Origin of the sequence: Corynebacterium sp. LaCa78 (assembly GCF_046717505.1) — a bacterium.
In the GTDB taxonomy this organism is placed as follows: domain Bacteria; phylum Actinomycetota; class Actinomycetes; order Mycobacteriales; family Mycobacteriaceae; genus Corynebacterium.
Genome location: NZ_CP177112.1, coordinates 2,375,695 through 2,392,260 on the forward strand (window position 1 = coordinate 2,375,695; position 16,566 = coordinate 2,392,260).

At 58.7% G+C, this 16,566-nt stretch carries 17 protein-coding genes; 5 read left to right on the forward strand and 12 right to left on the reverse strand.

The features are described 5' to 3' along the window. Positions 1-188: 188 nt before the first annotated feature. The 3 genes from ACLI1O_RS11340 to ACLI1O_RS11350 all read right to left on the reverse strand — a co-directional run bounded on the left by ACLI1O_RS11340 (position 189) and on the right by ACLI1O_RS11350 (position 2,339). Entirely contained in the window at positions 189-908 is a 720-nt protein-coding gene (locus ACLI1O_RS11340; RefSeq protein WP_284850488.1) for a hypothetical protein, read from the reverse strand. A 256-nt stretch (positions 909-1,164) separates the two neighbouring features. After that, the gene (locus ACLI1O_RS11345; protein WP_284771251.1) at positions 1,165-1,968 is read right to left on the reverse strand and encodes an ATP-binding cassette domain-containing protein; all 804 of its coding nucleotides are present in this window, start codon (positions 1,966-1,968) and stop codon (positions 1,165-1,167) included. Next, the gene (locus ACLI1O_RS11350) at positions 1,965-2,339 is read right to left on the reverse strand and encodes a GntR family transcriptional regulator (RefSeq protein ID WP_035108334.1); all 375 of its coding nucleotides are present in this window, start codon (positions 2,337-2,339) and stop codon (positions 1,965-1,967) included. Before ACLI1O_RS11350 ends, ACLI1O_RS11345 begins: the two co-directional genes overlap by 4 nt. Positions 2,340-2,547: 208 nt before the next feature. On the opposite strand from ACLI1O_RS11350, the gene ACLI1O_RS11355 reads away from it, so the two are divergent. Beyond that, entirely contained in the window at positions 2,548-3,723 is a 1,176-nt protein-coding gene (locus ACLI1O_RS11355) for an NYN domain-containing protein (protein WP_411706873.1), read from the forward strand. Here the strand turns inward: ACLI1O_RS11355 and ACLI1O_RS11360 are convergent. Both ACLI1O_RS11360 and trxA read right to left on the reverse strand, forming a co-directional pair. Further along, complete coding sequence (locus tag ACLI1O_RS11360; RefSeq protein ID WP_284771253.1) at positions 3,720-4,457, reverse strand: PspA/IM30 family protein; 738 nt, start codon at positions 4,455-4,457, stop codon at positions 3,720-3,722. The genes ACLI1O_RS11355 and ACLI1O_RS11360 overlap by 4 nt on opposite strands. Positions 4,458-4,548: 91 nt before the next feature. Continuing rightward, positions 4,549-4,920, reverse strand: a complete 372-nt coding sequence (trxA, locus tag ACLI1O_RS11365; RefSeq protein ID WP_005275779.1) for a thioredoxin — start codon at positions 4,918-4,920, stop codon at positions 4,549-4,551. Between the two features lie 119 nt (positions 4,921-5,039). Between trxA and ACLI1O_RS11370 the strand changes: the two genes are divergently transcribed. The 4 genes from ACLI1O_RS11370 to ACLI1O_RS11385 are packed head-to-tail and all read left to right on the forward strand — an operon-like array spanning position 5,040 to position 9,243. Next, entirely contained in the window at positions 5,040-5,240 is a 201-nt protein-coding gene (locus ACLI1O_RS11370) for a heavy-metal-associated domain-containing protein (RefSeq protein WP_005280400.1), read from the forward strand. 9 nt (positions 5,241-5,249) lie between these two features. Next, positions 5,250-7,445, forward strand: coding sequence for a heavy metal translocating P-type ATPase (locus ACLI1O_RS11375; RefSeq protein WP_284771254.1), 2,196 nt, complete (start codon positions 5,250-5,252; stop codon positions 7,443-7,445). Positions 7,446-7,448: 3 nt separating this feature from the next. Next, positions 7,449-8,750 carry an MFS transporter gene (locus ACLI1O_RS11380; protein ID WP_349839460.1) on the forward strand — a complete coding sequence of 434 codons (1,302 nt, stop codon included), beginning with the start codon at positions 7,449-7,451 and terminating at the stop codon, positions 8,748-8,750. Between the two features lie 28 nt (positions 8,751-8,778). Continuing rightward, positions 8,779-9,243: a VanZ family protein gene (locus ACLI1O_RS11385; RefSeq protein ID WP_284796906.1), complete on the forward strand. Its 465-nt coding sequence runs from the start codon at positions 8,779-8,781 to the stop codon at positions 9,241-9,243. A 5-nt stretch (positions 9,244-9,248) separates the two neighbouring features. Here ACLI1O_RS11385 and dnaB read toward each other — a convergent pair whose 3' ends face one another. The 7 genes from dnaB to ACLI1O_RS11420 all read right to left on the reverse strand — a co-directional run bounded on the left by dnaB (position 9,249) and on the right by ACLI1O_RS11420 (position 16,511). After that, positions 9,249-10,682 carry a replicative DNA helicase gene (gene dnaB, locus ACLI1O_RS11390; protein WP_005275794.1) on the reverse strand — a complete coding sequence of 478 codons (1,434 nt, stop codon included), beginning with the start codon at positions 10,680-10,682 and terminating at the stop codon, positions 9,249-9,251. A gap of 462 nt (positions 10,683-11,144) precedes the next feature. After that, a complete protein-coding gene (gene rplI, locus ACLI1O_RS11395; RefSeq protein WP_005275797.1) occupies positions 11,145-11,597 on the reverse strand; it encodes a 50S ribosomal protein L9 in 453 nt (150 codons plus the stop codon). A 48-nt stretch (positions 11,598-11,645) separates the two neighbouring features. Next, complete coding sequence (locus ACLI1O_RS11400) at positions 11,646-12,200, reverse strand: single-stranded DNA-binding protein (protein WP_284771256.1); 555 nt, start codon at positions 12,198-12,200, stop codon at positions 11,646-11,648. A gap of 49 nt (positions 12,201-12,249) precedes the next feature. After that, complete coding sequence (gene rpsF, locus ACLI1O_RS11405) at positions 12,250-12,540, reverse strand: 30S ribosomal protein S6 (protein WP_023016353.1); 291 nt, start codon at positions 12,538-12,540, stop codon at positions 12,250-12,252. A gap of 122 nt (positions 12,541-12,662) precedes the next feature. Continuing rightward, positions 12,663-12,851: a hypothetical protein gene (locus ACLI1O_RS11410; RefSeq protein WP_284771257.1), complete on the reverse strand. Its 189-nt coding sequence runs from the start codon at positions 12,849-12,851 to the stop codon at positions 12,663-12,665. Further along, positions 12,848-14,239, reverse strand: coding sequence for a glycosyltransferase family 87 protein (locus ACLI1O_RS11415; protein ID WP_284771258.1), 1,392 nt, complete (start codon positions 14,237-14,239; stop codon positions 12,848-12,850). Before ACLI1O_RS11415 ends, ACLI1O_RS11410 begins: the two co-directional genes overlap by 4 nt. Positions 14,240-14,255: 16 nt before the next feature. After that, positions 14,256-16,511 (reverse strand): transglycosylase domain-containing protein, encoded by a 2,256-nt coding sequence (locus tag ACLI1O_RS11420; RefSeq protein ID WP_411706874.1) that lies wholly within the window; start codon positions 16,509-16,511, stop codon positions 14,256-14,258. Between the last annotated feature and the right edge of the window lie 55 nt (positions 16,512-16,566).

Below are 16,566 nucleotides of genomic sequence, written 5' to 3' on the forward strand. Positions count from 1 at the left end.
GCTCTAAAGCATGGAACTCGTTGCGAGTAAAAAGTTATTTTTTGTCAGGGCCTGTTTTCCTATCGCCGCTTCAGCCAGAAACAAATTCTTGTCTCTGTGGGGCGCTGTCGGTCGCGCTGACTCGTATTAAGTTACACACCGCTTTAAACTTTTACAAACTCGCTGGTCACTCCTGGTTTCGAACGCATTTATCTCATGCCAAGCCAGCCCGCAAAGCCTTTCCTCCACAGGCTGCTTATGCGGCGTGCATATATCGGCAGAGTTACGGCCCATACGGCGTAGATGCCAAGGCTTATAAACATCCCCACCGCGGCCGAGATATAGCCTTGGGCGAAAAGCCATAACAGTGCTGCGATACCGAGGAGGTACGCGACTAAAACTCCAAGGGTCCTCTTCTCTAGGAACTCGAGGTACATAAGTCCCGGGACGGTGACGCCCGCGATGGCGGTCATGCCGGCGGCGACCTCGATTGTGTTCCCCCAGAAGGAAAGGGCTAACCCTACGGCGGCGCAACCAAGGATGAGGATGAGCCCCGTCATTGCGGTCATGGAAGCCCAGCGCCGACGCGTGCCGCCGAGGGTGACATAATCCCTGAGCGTATCCCGCAATATGCCCATGGGCTGGCTGATGAAAACGGCGGAGAGTGACCAAGCAATGAAAGCGATGAATTCCATCGGTTCCCACAGCGTGCTCATTAGCGAAAGCACAACGTTGATGGCTAAGAATACGACGACCATCAGCCACATGCGGACCTGGCGGCGGTATACAGCCTGCGCGTCGAGCGTCGGCGGGAAACGCCCAAGCTTGGATGCAATTCCCAAAGGGGTCGTGAGTACCCCGTCCTGGTTGGGGTTGGTTTCCGCCACAGCGCCCATGCCAATGCCGCCGCATAAACAGCCAACGCCCACCAGCTCTGCCGTGCAGCCGCTCCTGCCATGGCCACAACAGCAAAAACCGAGACGATAATCCGGCGGTGTTCATTCCATATCTGTGAGCTCAGGCCAAGTACTTGGTACTTATCAAAACTGGGTTGATACGTCAGGATGGGCACAAGGGGCAAGAGCAAGGTGACAGTTCCCCACTTTTCGCCAAAAAGTACAGGATAAAGCGCAATGAAGAATAGGACTGTTACCCAGACCCATTCCGTTGTGTGCCATAAGAGTTTCATGACTGCTCCTCCAATGCTCGGACAGCCTTTTCAAGTGATACCTCTGCTACCCGGAGATGATGTTCGTTGGCATAGCGGAAGACGGGATCGGGCGAGGTAGTGCGGGCATCGACAAGCACTTGGTCTCCCAGGCTGGTTGAAGCGCGCTCCAATACCGGCAGGTCAAGGGCGGAAACGGCCGCGGAGATGGCCTCCTCGGGCCCGCTGATTTCCAGGAAGGAATCAACAAATTCATCCACTGGACCGCTGATAGGGCTCTCCCCCATGAGGGAAATAGTGTCCAACAACCCCTCTATTTCATTGAGGTGATGGGTGGATACCACGATGGTGCGACCGTGCTCTTCCCGGAGGACCTGGTAAAAGAGTTCGCGCCGTGGCAGGTCGAGACCCAGATAAGGCTCGTCCAAAAGCATTATTTCGCAGCCAGAGGCAACGGCGAAAACAAATCCCAATGCCGATTTCTGTCCACGCGAGAGCGCGGAATACGCCTTATTTGGGATGTCGAATCCGGCGATGAGGTCGTCATATTGCTCCGCATTCCAGTTGGGCCATCGCGCCTGGCCGACGGCGCCGAGCTTCTTGCTACCCCACGAATCCGGCAGCGGATTGTCGATGCCCATGAGGATTACCCGGTTGAGTACGGATTGGTTATCAAAGGGCTGGCGGTCGAAGACCGTGATGCGACCGGATTGAATTTGGCCGGCAATTTTTCGCAATAAGGTGGTCTTGCCAATTCCGTTGCGGCCCACCAAGCCATGGGTAAGACCTGCGGAAAAGGTGAAATCGCGGGTAGTAATCATGAGTACATTCCTCTGCTTTCTGCAACCCGATCGAAAAGGTCATGGAGCTGGGCGCGGTTGTAGCCCAAGCGAACTGCTTCATCGACAAGCGGGGCCATATATTCCGCGGCAAAGTCGCCTCGCCTGCGCTCGCGGATGGCACGCGATGCACCCTCGGCCACAAACATGCCGATGCCCCGCCGCTTTTCCAGCACCCCTAGGTCCACCAAGAGGGTGATCCCCTTCCGCGCGGTTGCGGGGTTGATGTTGTGGAAATCCGCCAACTCATTGGTGGAAGGTGCCTTATCGCCCTCCGCCAGAGTGCCGTCCACAATGGTGTCTTCCACCAAGGACGCAATCTGCCGAAAGAGCGGCTGCGTGGAGTTATCCATCATCACCTTCGGCTCGTTAGTTACTTAGTTAGTTGTGTAACTAACCATATAACACACTTGCCGACGCCGCAATGGTCACCGAAAACTTTTCATTTGCGGCCAATATGCTGGGAATTAGCGAATTGTGATCGACGTTTCGGGGTGAATAAGGCACACTGGAGGTAACAAAGAATTTTATTTAGAACAATTAGAACGGAACTTAGGAGCCATGCTTGAACGCACACTTGTCTTTGTCGATGCCTCATACCTGCTCGCGAGCTTTTATAACTCCTGGGAAACGGGGGCCCGCGCGCAGCTAGAAATCGATCTGCCCGAGGTGGTCAGCACCATGGGCGGAATGATCGAGGAGCAATTAGGCAACCCGATTCAACGCCAATACTGGTACGACGGAATCCCGGATACCGGTCCGCACCGCTACCAACGCGGCCTTCGCACCTGCGAGGGCGTGCAATTGCGCACGGGACAACTCATTGAATGGGGCGAGCGACGCACCCAAAAGGGCGTAGACACCCGGCTCGTGGCCGATATGGTCATGGCCGCCGTGAAGAACCAGTTCACCGACTTTGTGCTGGTCAGCGGCGACGCGGACATGATTCCCGGCGCGCAGACCGCCGTGGACAATGGCATCCGCGTGCACCTGTACGGGTTTGGCTGGGATTCCATGTCCGCAGCGCTGCGCCATACGTGCGATTCCACCACCATCTTGGATCCGCGCGAGGACTTCGCGGATTCCATGGAGCTGCAGGTCCTCGAGGGACCGCTTCCCCCAGTGGTCCGCGATGCAGCGCAGAAGGCAGAGGAAGCAGAAGAGGAGCTTCCAGGAGCCGAGCACTGCGACGAGTGCGAGGAGCCCTCCGAGGTGGAAACCGCATTCGGCACCCCGGAAAAGCCGACGCCGGCGCCTGCCCCAAAGCCTGCGCCGCCTCAAAGCGCACAGCAGGCCGCAACCCCAACCCCACAAGAGCAAGACAAGCCCACTGCAGAAGCGGAGAAGGGCCCTGCCGAAGAGGCCGAGGCTACCGATCAAGCAGCACCAAAGCCTGCGCCGAAGCCGTCAATGATGGCACCGCGGCGCAAGCTGCGCTCGAAGTACGTCCCGCTGCCAGAAGAGGTCTGGAGCTCTGCCGGGTTCCAGTCCCCATTCGATGTGGGCCAGCAGTACGCATCGTGGTGGTTTGATAATGCCGCCAACTCAGAGCAGCGCGATCAAGCCCACTTACTGTCTGGCGGCGGATTACCGCCGGAAATCGACCGCCCGCTGCTGCAGTTCGCCTGCGAAACCCTGCATGAATACACCCTGACGGAAACCCAGCGCGTGAACTTGCGCGATGGGTTCCACTCAGGAATCCGCGGCGTGCTAATTAATATCCGCCGCGAGAATTAATCCCCGGATTCGATTTCCTTCTTCTTGGCCATATCGGCGCGCAGCGCATCTAGCCGCGCGCTGGCCTTCATGTCGTTGCCGGCCGCTTGAATCTCACTCATGCGGTCGCCACCGGTTGCCTGCTGCAACTCTTGTGCACCAAGCGCATCGGCATAGCGCTTTTCAATCTTGGAGCGGACGGAATCCAGGCTCGGCACGGAATCATCGGGCTTGAGCTCGTTCATGGAATCGAGTGCTTCCGCATTCTTTTCCTGCATTGCGGCCTGATCCGCCTGCGCTTCCAACTGGCTCACCTGTGCCAGCTGCTCCTTGAGTCGGGCCTCGGATTGTTTTTGCTGGTTCTTGGCTTGTTCAGCCGCCTGCTCCGCCGCCGCGTGCTGCTGCTTGACGTCTTCTAGTTCCTGCTCCACCGCGACGAGCTGGGAAGCCACTACCTCAGCGGCTTGGTTGTACTCATTCGCCTTCTGGGGGTCCTCAGCGGAATCCGCGAGCTCCAAGGCGCGCTCGGTTTGGGATTGGTAATCCTGCTGGGACTTCACCAGGCGGTTCATCTGCATTTCCAACTGAGACTTGTGCCCGATGATCTCTGCCGCATGATCCGAGATTTCCTGGTGCTGTTCCTTGGCGGCCTTGACCGCCTGCTGGATTTGGACCTTTGGATCGGCGTTCTCATCAATCTTTTGATCGAGAGAACTCATCACGTACTTCCAGCCCTTGCTGAAGGGGTTAGCCATCACTATCTCCTTTGGTCATAAAAAAGACGCTTTCTAGCGAGTTTAGCGATACTCACCAGAAAGCGCCGTGGAAGCTCTGAAAATTCAGATTCTATGCCTGCTGTGCGTTCTGCTCTTCAACCTGGCGGCGAACCTCAGCCATGTCCAGGTCTTTGACCTGCTTGAGCAGATCCTCCAGCGCTGCGGGCGGCAGTGCGCCAGCCTCGCGGAATACGAGGATGCCATCACGGAAGATCATCAGGGTAGGAATGGACTGAATCTGCAGCGCGGATGCAAGGCCCTGGTTTGCCTCGGTGTCCAGCTTGGCAAAGGTAGCATCGGTGTGCTCCTCGGATGCCTTCTCGTAGACAGGAGCAAAGCGCTTACATGGGCCGCACCAGTCCGCCCAGGCATCGACAAGCGTAATGCCTTCGCCGGTTACGGTCTGTTCAAAGTTCTCTTCAGTGACGTCGATAGTAGCCATACTCGTTGTAACTCCTTTACATTGTGGTTTATTCCCCACCGTACCTAAATTCCTCCCTTGCCTGATACCCCTAGGGGGTATAGCATGGAAGCATAAGCAACCGAGAAAGGATGATAGTCATGGCAACGAAGAACTACACCGTAGAAGGAATGAGCTGCGGACACTGCGAAATGTCCATCCGCGAAGAGGTAGGCGAAATCGCCGGTGTTGAGGCAGTTTCTGCAGACCACACCACCGGCGCAGTGTCTGTCTCCGGTAGCGATTTCACCGATGAGCAAGTGGCAGCCGCCGTAGCCGAAGCCGGATACACCCTTAAGTAGGCGAATACTATGTCACACGTTGATCTCGGGGTCTCGGGCATGACCTGCACGTCCTGCTCTTCCCGGGTAGAACGAAAGCTCAACAAGGTAGACGGCGTTGAGGCGAGCGTAAACTTTGCCACCGAATCCGCCTCTATTGAGTTCGATCCGGAGACTTCTACGCCCGCGGATCTGATCAAGGTCGTCGAAGGCGCCGGATACAGCGCTTTCGATATGTCCGGCAGCGATGACGGCGACCAGGACGGGGACGCAGACGCAGAGGGCACGCCGGTTGATGATGCCCGCGCTGCCGAACAACAGAGCCTGCTGCGGCGCACCATCATCTCCGCGGTATTGTCCGCCCCCATCATGGTTGTCTCCATGGTGCCCGCCCTTCAGTTCCAGAACTGGCAGTGGGCCTGCGCCATGCTGGCCACCGTCGTCTTCATCTTTGGTGGCGCCCCCTTCCACTCCGCTACGTGGACCAACCTGAAGCACGGCTCGTTCACCATGGATACCTTAATTTCTATGGGCACTTCGGCCGCATACCTGTGGTCCCTGTACGCGCTATTCTTTGGCAACGCCGGCGAGCCCGGCATGACCATGAGCATGTCGTGGTCCTCCAGCTCGGCCGAGATGGACCATATCTACTTTGAGTCTGTGGGAATGGTCATTACCTTCCTGCTCCTCGGCCGCTGGTTCGAGGTCAAGGCCAAGGGACAATCGTCCGAGGCGCTGCGCACCCTGCTGTCCATGGGTGCGAAGGAAGCCTCCGTGCTGCGGGATGGCAAGGAAAAGCGCATCCCCATCTCCCAATTGCAGGTGGGCGATGTCTTCGTTGTGCGCCCGGGCGAAAAGGTTGCCACCGATGGTGAGGTCGTCTCCGGCAATTCCGCCGTGGATGCCTCCATGATCACCGGTGAATCCGTCCCGGAAGAGGTGGGCGTGGGCGATACCGTTACCGGCGCCACCATTAACGCTTCCGGCAAGTTGGAGGTCAAGGCCACCCAGGTGGGCGAGGACACGGTCCTTTCCCAAATGGCCACCTTGGTCACCAACGCGCAAGCCTCCAAGGCACCCGTGCAGCGCCTGGTGGACCGCATCGCGCAGGTCTTTGTACCGATAGTGATCGGCATTTCCGTCCTCACGCTGCTGGTACACCTCATCTTTGGCGGCGTGGCGCCGGCGTTTATCGCCGCCGTCTCCGTGCTGATCATCGCCTGCCCTTGCGCGCTGGGCCTTGCCACCCCGACCGCCATCTTGGTCGGCACCGGCCGCGGTGCCCAGCTGGGCTTGCTCATCAAGGGCCCGGAGATCCTCGAGTCCACCAAGCAGGTCGATACCATCGTGATGGATAAGACCGGCACGGTGACCGCCGGTGAAATGTCCGTTACGGCCGTGCATGGCGATGTCCTCGAGTACGCAGCCGCCGTCGAGCGGAACTCCGAACACCCCATCGCCCAGGCCATTGCGCGCGAGCGCGACGTGGAGCCCGGCACCGACTTTTCCACCAGCACCGCTGGCGTGGAAGCAACGGTGGATGGGGTCCGCGTGGGCGTCGGCAAGCCGCGTGGGGACCTAGGCCAGTACGCTGAGGCCTTCCGCAAGGCAGAGGGCGCGGGCGCTACCCCAGTGGCGGTGTACCTCGACGATGAGCTCGCTGGGCTCATTGAGGTCCGGGACACCGTCAAGCCCACCTCCGCTGAGGCCGTAGAGCAGATGAAGCAGCTGGGCCTAACCCCGCACCTGCTGACCGGCGATAATGAGGGCGCGGCCAAGCGCGTGGCAGAGGAAGTTGGCATCACCGAGGTCACAGCCGGCGTGGTTCCGGAGGAAAAGGTCGACGTCATCAAGAAGCTCCAGTCCGAGGGGCACAATGTGGCGATGGTTGGTGACGGCGTCAACGATGCCGCGGCCTTGGCCCAGGCGGACCTTGGCTTGGCGATGGGCGCCGGTACCGACGTTGCCATCGAGGCCTCCGATATCACGTTGATGAATGGGGACCTGCGGTCCGCAGCCGATGCCATTCGCCTATCCCGCCGCACGCTGCAAATCATTAAGGGCAACCTGTTCTGGGCCTTTGCCTATAATATTATTCTCATCCCCGTGGCGGCCTTTGGCCTGCTGAACCCGCTATTTGCCGGCATTGCAATGGCGTTGAGCTCCGTATTCGTCGTCTCCAATTCCCTGCGTCTCCGGAAATTTTCCACCCAGCGCTATGATTAGCGCATGCTCAGCCGCAATGAACGATTAGACCGGCTTCCGGTCACCAGCAAACACAAGCGCCTACTCTTGGGCTCCGGCCTAGGGTGGGCGCTCGATGCTATGGATGTCGGGCTCATTTCCTTCATCATGGCCGCCCTGGCCGTGCATTGGGATTTGAGTAGCACCCAAACCTCCTGGCTCGCCTCTGTTGGCTTCCTCGGCATGGCTCTGGGCGCGACATTCGGCGGGCTCCTTGCGGATAAATACGGCCGCCGCCACGTCTTCTCCCTCACCCTCTTGGTCTATGGCCTGGCCACCGGCGCTTCCGCCCTGGCCGGTGGGCTGACCATGCTTATCATCTTCCGCTTCATCGTCGGGCTGGGCTTGGGCGCGGAGCTGCCGGTCGCCTCCACACTCATCTCCGAATTCTCACCGCGCCGCATCCGCGGGCGCATCGTAGTCCTCCTCGAGGCCTTCTGGGCGCTCGGCTGGATCCTCGCCGCGCTCATCGGCACCTTCATCGTGGGCGCCGGCGAAAACGGCTGGCGCTGGGGCTTTGCCGTGGGTCTCATCCCCGCCGCTTATTCGGTCTACGTGCGCCTAGGCTTGCCGGAATCGGTGCGCTTCCTCGAATCCAAGGGCCGCCACGGCGAGGCCGAAGAGGTTGTGGCGTCCTTCGAGGAGGCCGCCGCGGGCCAGCCGCTTGACGATGTCCACCCAGAACCCACTGCCTCCACCGAGACCTCCATTTGGGGTCGGGGTTTGCGCCGCCGCACGGCGGCCCTGTGGACCATTTGGTTTTGCGTCAATTTCTCCTATTACGGCGCCTTCATCTGGATCCCGTCCCTGCTGGTTGCCGATGGGTTCTCGCTCGTAAAATCTTTCAGCTTCACCCTCATCATTACCTTGGCACAGCTACCGGGCTACGCCACCGCCGCCTGGCTCATTGAGGTCTGGGGCCGGCGAGTCACCCTCGCCGTGTTCTTGGTCGGCTCCGCCGTCTCGGCCGGGCTCTATGGCACCGCAAGCTCCGAAGTATTCATCATCATCGCCGGGTGCCTGTTGTCCTTCTTCAACCTCGGCGCCTGGGGTGCTCTTTATGCGATTGGTCCGGAGCTCTACCCCACCGCGCTGCGCGGTCGTGGTACAGGTGCCGCCGCCGGTTTTGGTCGCATCGCCTCCATCGTCGCACCGCTCGTTGTGCCGCCACTCATCGCGGCGACCGGCGCTGGATTCCTTTTCGTGCTCTTTGCGGCTGCCTTCGCCATCGCCGCCACAGCTGCATTTACTTTGCCTGAGCTTAAGGGTGAGGCCCTTGCTCGATAAATTAGCCCTTAGCGCGTGGATTGGCGTCATGGTGGCGCTGACCACCCTGAAAGCTTTCTTCCAGATTGGTTACCTGTGGAAGCCCGAAAACCAGCGCGTCCGCGAGCTCCATTTAGTTCCCCTCGATGAATTTTCCGGCAATAGTTGGTTTGCGCCGCTTTTCGAATACGCCGGCAATACCGCCTTCTTCATCCCCTTCGGGCTTTTGATATTCACGCTGTGCCGTTCCGTGAAGGTATCGGCTGCCTGGGGATTCGCGCTGAGTTTAACCCTGGAGACGGCCCAATATGTTTTTGCCCTAGGCCGCACAGATATCGATGATCTGCTCTTTAATACCCTCGGCGCGCTCATCGGTGCAGCGATCGCTCACTGGGGCGGGCAACGCTTCTTCCCGGTATGGCGGTGGCTTTCCTTGGTCGCGGCCGCGGTCTTTATCGTGCTGGTAATTCTGGGTCCCCGCTTAGGGGACCCCGCGGCCGTCGTGGACCTATAAGTCCTTTATCCGTGCGCCATGTTGACGAACTTGGAGTAGTGCAGCTGGTGGGCCACCTGAACCGTGTCAATGGGCCCGCCGCGGTGCTTGGCCAAAATAATATCCGCTTCTCCGGCTCGCTCGTTATCGCGGTCTTGCGAGTCTGGGCGGTATAGCAGCATCACCATATCGGCGTCCTGCTCCAAGGAACCGGACTCACGCAAGTCAGCCAATTGCGGCTTCTTGTCATTACGGGCTTCAGGTCCACGGTTCAGCTGCGAAATGGCAATCACCGGCACCTCAAGTTCCTTGGCCAATAGCTTGAGCTGGCGCGAGAACTCCGAGACCTCTTGCTGGCGCGACTCCACCTTTTTACCCGAAGACATCAGCTGGAGATAGTCCAAAACAATGAGGTCGAGGCCATGCTGCTGCTTGAGCCGGCGGGCTTTCGAACGGATCTCCATCATCGTGAGGTTCGGGGAATCATCAATGAATAGCGGCGCATCTTGAATGCGGTTAAGCGTGTCATCGATCTTCGCCCAATCCTCCGTGGAGACGCCACCACTGCGCATATCGGTGAGCTTGACCTCAGATTCCGCGGAGAGCAGGCGCATCACGATCTCCGAGGCTGACATTTCCAAGGAAAAAATGACGGAGGACTTGCCGTGCTGCAGAGAGCACGAGCGAATGAAATCCATCGCTAGCGTGGACTTACCCACACCGGGTCGCGCCGCCACGATGATCATCTGGCCTGCGTGCAAGCCATTGGTGAGCTTATCCAAGTCAATGAAGCCTGTGGGCACGCCCAATTCAACGCCGCCCGCCTGCTGTAGCGCCGCCAACTCATCAATGGTGGGATCAATCAGATCACCCAGCACGCGGTAGTCCTCAGCGGTCTTGCGCTGGGCGATGGCAAATACTTCCTGCTGGGCTCGGTCGATCACCGATTCGATCTCGGCATCCTCTGTGCCAGAAAATCCCAGTTGGACCACGCGCGTACCGGCATCCACAAGCCGGCGCAGGACGGCCTTTTCCGCCACGATTTCCGCGTAATAGCGGGCATTGGCCGCGGTGGGAACGGTAGCCAAAAGGGTGTGTAAGTAGGGCGCACCACCAACGCGTTCGAGGTTATTAAACCTATCCAGCCGCGAGGAAAGGATAAGGGGGTCGATGTCTTGCCCCGCCGCGTAGAGGTCCAGCATGGCACCATAAATTAAGGCGTGGGCCGGATAATAGAAGTCATCGGGTTCGAGCTCTTCAATTACCTCCATGACCGTATTGGGGCTGAGCAGCATAGCGCCCAATACGCCCTGCTCTGCTTCCCGGTCCGACGGCGGCTGGCGATACTCCTCGTAGCGCTGCGGTTGATCCTGTTGGTACCGCGGCCGGCGCGCTACGGCATTATCCGGCGCCGGTGGTTCCGGCGGAAGCTGTTCATCATCGAAGCTCGCGTTGGTCATGTGTCCCCCTTGGTGTCCGTAAAGAGACCGTGCGTAACGCTGTCCAAGTGTAGACGAGCTCCCGGACACTACCTGCCTGGGCATAACTCCCACAGTTATCCACAGGTGCTTGTGGAATTACCTGGTAGGCCGATCGTTGCATTTCATTTGCCGAGGTCACGACTGTGGATAACTTGGCATCACTGTGACCTGCAACGATAATAACCGCTGGTCAGGGCGATTATTTCGAAGTGTGAAAATTCCCACACAGTGGCGGAAAATAGGCCGTGACCAGCGGTAAAGTCGTGCAAAAATCTTGGTGAGCCCGTACCCTGAATTCCACATTCATCCACAGATTTTCACAGTTATCCACAGGCCAGTTGGGTAGGCAAAAGGCCCCAGGAATTCTCCACCTCACATAGAGAATTCTTGGGGCCTTAAGCCGTGCTGTTGTCTTTGGGTCTGTGGACCGTCGAGCGCTGCTTAAGCAGCGACGACCGAGAAGTTCACCTTGCCGAGCACGTCAGCGTGCAGCTTCAGCTCGACCTGGTAGTTGCCGGTCTTCTTGACCAGGCCCTTGGGCATATCAACGATACGCTTATCCAAGTTAGGGCCACCGGCCTTGGAGACGGCCTTGACAATGTCTTCTGCGTTAACGGAACCGAAGAGCTTGCCGGAAGTGGAGGTCTTAACCTTGACCTCAACGTTCGTCAGCTGCTCAAGCTGGTTGCGGACCTCGCGTGCGTGGTCCAGGTCGCGAATTTCGCGAGCTTCCTGGGCGCGCTTGATGCCCTCAATCTGCTTCTCAGCGCCGCGGGAAGCCACGATGGCCAAGCCGCGGGGAAGCAGGTAGTTACGTCCGTAGCCGTCCTTAACCTCAACAATTTCGCCAGCGGCGCCGAGGTTCTCAACGGCAGCGGTGAGGATCAGCTTCATGATCCCTGCCTTTCAATTGAGTTAGTTGAATAGTTGCGGGTGACAGACTTAGAACGGAGGTTCAGAATCAGCGCCTCCGAAGCCGCCTGCTGGCGGTGCGGAGTTCCACGGATCCTCTGCAGGAGCCTGGTTCTGCTGCTGCGACTGCTGCTGTTGCTGGCCTCCAAAGCCGCCCTGATTATTGTTATTCGAGCGCTGCTGCTGGCCGCCGCCGCCAAAGTTGCCGCCGCCCTCACGGGGATTGCGGTTTACCTGTGCGGTGGCGTAGCGGAGCGACGGACCGACCTCATCGACGTCGATCTCAAATACAGTGCGGTTTTCACCCTCGCGGGTCTGGAAGGAACGCTGCTTCAAGCGGCCGGTAACGATGATGCGCATGCCCTTGCTCAGGGTCTCGGCGACGTTCTCCGCCGCCTGGCGCCATACGTTGCAGGTCAGGAACATAGCTTCGCCGTCTTCCCACTGGTTCGTCTGCGAATTATAGCGACGAGGCGTGGAGGCGACGCGGAAGTTAGCTACCGCCGCACCCGCTGGGGTGAAGCGAAGCTCGGGGTCAGCAACTATGTTGCCCACCACCGTAATATTGGTATCTCCCTGTGCCATGTCTTTACTCCTTATCGGTTACGTGGATTGTGCTTGATCCCAGTATCCGCTACTTGCTGTCGGTGCGCAGAACCTTGGTACGCAGGATGGTGTCGTTCAGGTTCAGGCGACGGTCGAGCTCGGAAACCGAAGGGTGCTCGCACTCCAGGTTAACGACGGCGTAAATGCCCTCTTCCTTCTTCTCGATAGGGTATGCAAGGCGACGCTTGCCCCATACATCGAGGTTCTCAACCTTGCCGCCGTCCTTGCGGACGATGTCGAGGTACTTATCTAGGGACGGGGTTACGGTGCGCTCATCCTGATTAGGATCCAGAATGATCATGACTTCGTAGTGACGCACGGACCTCATCACCTCCTATGGTCTAGTCGTTTTCGGCTGCATCACCTTTGCGGATGCAGCAGGAGGGTGCGTTGCGTCAAGCAACCCCACCACAGTACCGCAAATGACCGGCGAAAAGAAATCTATCCCGTCGTAGTGGAGGCAAAAAAGATAGCACACGTCGCGGGAATGATGGTGAGAAAAACAATGGCAAGGATGCCCAAGATGATGGGCCCGCGCTTATCTTCCCTGTTATGAAACAGCCAAAAGGCCGCCATAACGCAGATAAAGCCCAACAAGATCGACACCATGCCGATTATGGTCACAATCATTGAAATACTCCCGCCACTGGGTCGCGGCCCGTATGCGCCGCACGCACTTTATCTTCCGTTTTATTCCACATTTGCCGCAGCACAATAACCGCCATGGCAATGATGAATCCATCGCGCACAAGGATCGCCACGTCCAAGAGCTCGTGTGGAATACCCTTATTATCGATGCCCAGCATGTGCCACATGAGCAGGGGCCATACGAGGGCATCGGCAAGCGCCCAGCCCAAAACCAACCGCCAACGCGGCACGGCCAAGGCCGCTGGAACTAGGAGCCAGAGCGAATACTGCGGGGACCAAACCTTATTGACCAGCAGGAAGGCCGCGACGATGAGGAAGACCAACTCCGCTACCCGCGGGGTAAGCGGGCTGCGCCAGCCGGCCAAGGCAATACCGGCGCACAAGAAGATGAATGCCACGAGCGAGAAAGTATTCAAAAAGTCCTGGCTGAAAGAAATGTCCAGATTCCGGCTAATCAGCGCATACAGGGTGGTCCATTCCGCGCCGCGTTCCTGGTTCAGGCGGAAAAATTCCGCCCAGGCGTCCGGGTATTTCAAGGCAACGGGAAGGTTGACCACGAACCAAGCGGCAGCCGTAGCGACGGCGACCTTGGCAAAAGCGTCCCAGCGGCGACTGCGCCAGGCAAGGACGAAAAACGCACCGAGCAGAAATATCGGCCATAATTTGAATGCGGTTCCAAGGCCGATGAGGATGCCGGCGAGCCAAGGGCGGTGGCGGCTAATGGCCAGTAGCGCGCCGACGGCAAAGGCGATGGCAGGTATATCCCAATTGCTAAAGGCATGGATGATAATCAACGGGCTGGCGGCTACCAGGATGGTGTCCCACGTGCGGTTTCCCACCAAGAGGTAAACCATGTAGATGACGCCGACCCAGGTGCAGGCCATGACCATGGCGGTGAGCCCAAAGTACCAGCCAGCGGCGGGCACCCCAGCCCATTCCACGAGCCCATAAGTATGGCGCGCAATCCAGCCCATCAGGCCCTGGAACATCCCCGCCAATACCGGGTATTCCATGTAGCGGGTCAGGCCATCTTCCTGCCAGGAAAAGGCGTAGGGAAAGCCCGGTTGATCTAATCCGCGGCCTTCATAAAGCGGGACGATGTCGTTATAGCAAAAAGAGGTGTACTGGCGGTTAGCGGACCAATCAAGATTGATGGTGCCGTCTTCGCCGCGAGTACCAGCGGCGCAATTTGCCTTGGATAAGAACCCACCGGCCAAGAAAATCCAGGCTACCGCGATGAGCGCGCGCAGCGGGGTCCACCACTGCGCGCGGCTATCCCGGGCAAAGCGTCCCCTCGGCCCGCCCAAGAACTCTATGACGCCTCGCGCCATTGGTTCGTCTGCGGCGGACAAGCGCTGGTCTTGGCTCACGCGTACCGCTCCTTGCTTAGCCTAAGAGGTCAGCCAGGCCGCCTTCGCGGTCAAGGATGTCATCTAAAGACGGAGCTTCGGGTGGGGCTGGCTCGTTATTGCCGCCGCCATTTCCCCTATTGCCGCCGTTTCCATTATTGCCTCCCTGGTTCTCCGGCTGCTGCGACGGGGCATCGCGACCCGCATCCGGGCTTTCCGCAGGTGCTGGGCTGGTCTCTTCTTCAGGGGTGCCATTTTGCGCTGGACCAGTGTAGTTCTGGGTGCTTTGCCCGCCGGCGCTACCACCTGGGTTGTAGGCCGGACCGCCGCCGGCAGAAACCGTGCCGAAGCGCACCGGGTAAGCAGTGGGGAATTGCTGGAATTCCTGGTCCGCCAAGGAGTTATCCAATACGGACTTCCAGATCTTCGTCGGTGCGCCAGCGCCGTACATGATGCCGCCATACTGGTCGAAAATGGCAGAGGTGTTATCGGCCGTACCTACCCACACGGCGGTGGCAAGCTGCGGGGTGGCACCGACCATCCATGCATCCTTATTGGTTCCCGAATCACCGAGCTGGGTCGTACCGGTCTTAGATGCCGAAGCACGTCCGCCCGCCAGCGAGCCGTTGGACCATGCTGCCACTGGCCCCATGGCCTCAAGGACGTTATTGGCCACATTGGCGGAAACGCGGCGCTCGCCCTCACCGTCTGGGTGTTCATACAGAACTTCCCCTGCGGCATTTTCTACGCGCTGCACAAAGTGCGGGTTGTGCCAGACACCCTGGTTCGCAAGAGTAGACATCGCGGTTGCCATGTCCAACGGACGGGACTGGTACTGGCCCAAGACCACACCTTCGAAAGGCTGCTTGCCGTTTTCAGTCAGCGTCTTTTCGATGCCCGGCAGCGAGCGGGCAACGCCCAAAGCGTGGGCCATATCCGCGGTGTCCTGGGTGCCGTTCTTCAGATCGCTCTGCAGGCGCAAATAAGAGGTGTTCAGGGACTGCTTGGTGGCCTCGCGCAGGTCGCATACGCCACAGCCGCCGCCCACGTTGGTGACCAGATCGGAGCCCGGCAGCTGGTACGGCGCCGAGGAGTAGTTGGTATCCAAGCTAATGCCCTGCTGCAGTGCAGCGGCAAGCGCCATAATTTTGAAGGTCGAACCGGTCTGCAACGGGGAGTTGGCGTAATCCCAACCGTTGGAATCATGCCCGCCAAAGTATCCGCGCACCGCACCCGTCTTCGGGTCAATGGTTACAGAAGCTGCGCGGGCATCCTCTTGTAGCGGCGCCAGCTGGTCATCGACTGCCTGCACCGTATTGTTTTGCACGTTCATATCGATGGTGGTGGTAATGCGCAGGCCGCCGGTAGAGACCTGATTTTCCGTAATTCCCACCTCTTCAAGCTCGCGGATGACCTGGTCCTTAATGTGGCCATTGGCACCCGGGGCTTCCGTATATGCCGAATACTCAGAGGGGTCGCGGGTCTCCGGGAAGACCATTCCATCGCGCTCTTCCTTGCTGAGATCGCCCATGTCCACGAGGCCATCAAGCACGTAGTTCCACCGGTTTTCGGAACCTTCCTGGTTCACGCGCGGGTCCAGGCCAGACGGCGACTGGATAAGGCCGGCGAGCATGGCGCCTTCCTCAGGGGTGAGGTCCTTGGCGTCCTTATCAAAATAGGCATTAGATGCAGCCTGGATGCCGTAGGCATTGCGGCCAAAGTAGACCGTATTCAGGTAGGCGTTGAGGATGTCTTCTTTTTCCCACTCATTGGTCATCTTGATGGAGTAGATGAGCTCGCGCGCTTTACGAACGTAGGAGTATTCGTTGCCCACCAGGGTGTTTTTCACGTACTGCTGGGTAATCGTGGAACCACCGCCGGCGGTGTCATTGCCGGTGACCTTACCCAGTACCGCGCGGCCCAAACCGGTGAAGGAAAAGCCGGAGTTTTCCCAGAAGTCGCGGTCCTCAGCGGCGAGCACGGAGTCCTGGACAAAGACGGGTACTTCATCCAAGGTCACGTGCGTGCGGTTGCCTTCCGGCGGTACCAAAAGCGCAAGCTGGGTATCGTTATCGGAGGCATAGATGGTAGAGACCTGGTTATTGGCCAGCTCTTTGGGCTCCGGAACGGTGTATTGCGAATAGGCATAGCCAAAAAGGCCTGCAGGCAGTGCCACAAAAACCACTAGGAGAGCCACAACGACCCACGGCCAAATGCGGCGCTTTTTGGGTTCTTCGCCTTCTTTACGGCGGTCCACCTTAGTGGACTCGCCAGTAGATTCCTTCTCGGTCACTGATTCGTGTCCTCATTCATCCCTGGTAACAAACTAAATAATTGCAGCTTACTGC

Excerpts from the sequence above, each read along its gene's own strand:
- ACLI1O_RS11345 (WP_284771251.1), bottom strand. The coding sequence starts at position 1,968 with ATGATTACTACCCGCGATTTCACCTTTTCCGCAGGTCTTACCCATGGC.
- ACLI1O_RS11350 (WP_035108334.1), bottom strand. The coding sequence starts at position 2,339 with ATGGATAACTCCACGCAGCCGCTCTTTCGGCAGATTGCGTCCTTGGTG.
- ACLI1O_RS11355 (WP_411706873.1), top strand. The coding sequence starts at position 2,548 with ATGCTTGAACGCACACTTGTCTTTGTCGATGCCTCATACCTGCTCGCG.
- ACLI1O_RS11360 (WP_284771253.1), bottom strand. The coding sequence starts at position 4,457 with ATGGCTAACCCCTTCAGCAAGGGCTGGAAGTACGTGATGAGTTCTCTC.
- trxA (WP_005275779.1), bottom strand. The coding sequence starts at position 4,920 with ATGGCTACTATCGACGTCACTGAAGAGAACTTTGAACAGACCGTAACC.
- ACLI1O_RS11370 (WP_005280400.1), top strand. The coding sequence starts at position 5,040 with ATGGCAACGAAGAACTACACCGTAGAAGGAATGAGCTGCGGACACTGC.
- ACLI1O_RS11375 (WP_284771254.1), top strand. The coding sequence starts at position 5,250 with ATGTCACACGTTGATCTCGGGGTCTCGGGCATGACCTGCACGTCCTGC.
- ACLI1O_RS11380 (WP_349839460.1), top strand. The coding sequence starts at position 7,449 with ATGCTCAGCCGCAATGAACGATTAGACCGGCTTCCGGTCACCAGCAAA.
- ACLI1O_RS11385 (WP_284796906.1), top strand. The coding sequence starts at position 8,779 with ATGGTGGCGCTGACCACCCTGAAAGCTTTCTTCCAGATTGGTTACCTG.
- dnaB (WP_005275794.1), bottom strand. The coding sequence starts at position 10,682 with ATGACCAACGCGAGCTTCGATGATGAACAGCTTCCGCCGGAACCACCG.
- rplI (WP_005275797.1), bottom strand. The coding sequence starts at position 11,597 with ATGAAGCTGATCCTCACCGCTGCCGTTGAGAACCTCGGCGCCGCTGGC.
- ACLI1O_RS11400 (WP_284771256.1), bottom strand. The coding sequence starts at position 12,200 with ATGGCACAGGGAGATACCAATATTACGGTGGTGGGCAACATAGTTGCT.
- ACLI1O_RS11410 (WP_284771257.1), bottom strand. The coding sequence starts at position 12,851 with ATGATTGTGACCATAATCGGCATGGTGTCGATCTTGTTGGGCTTTATC.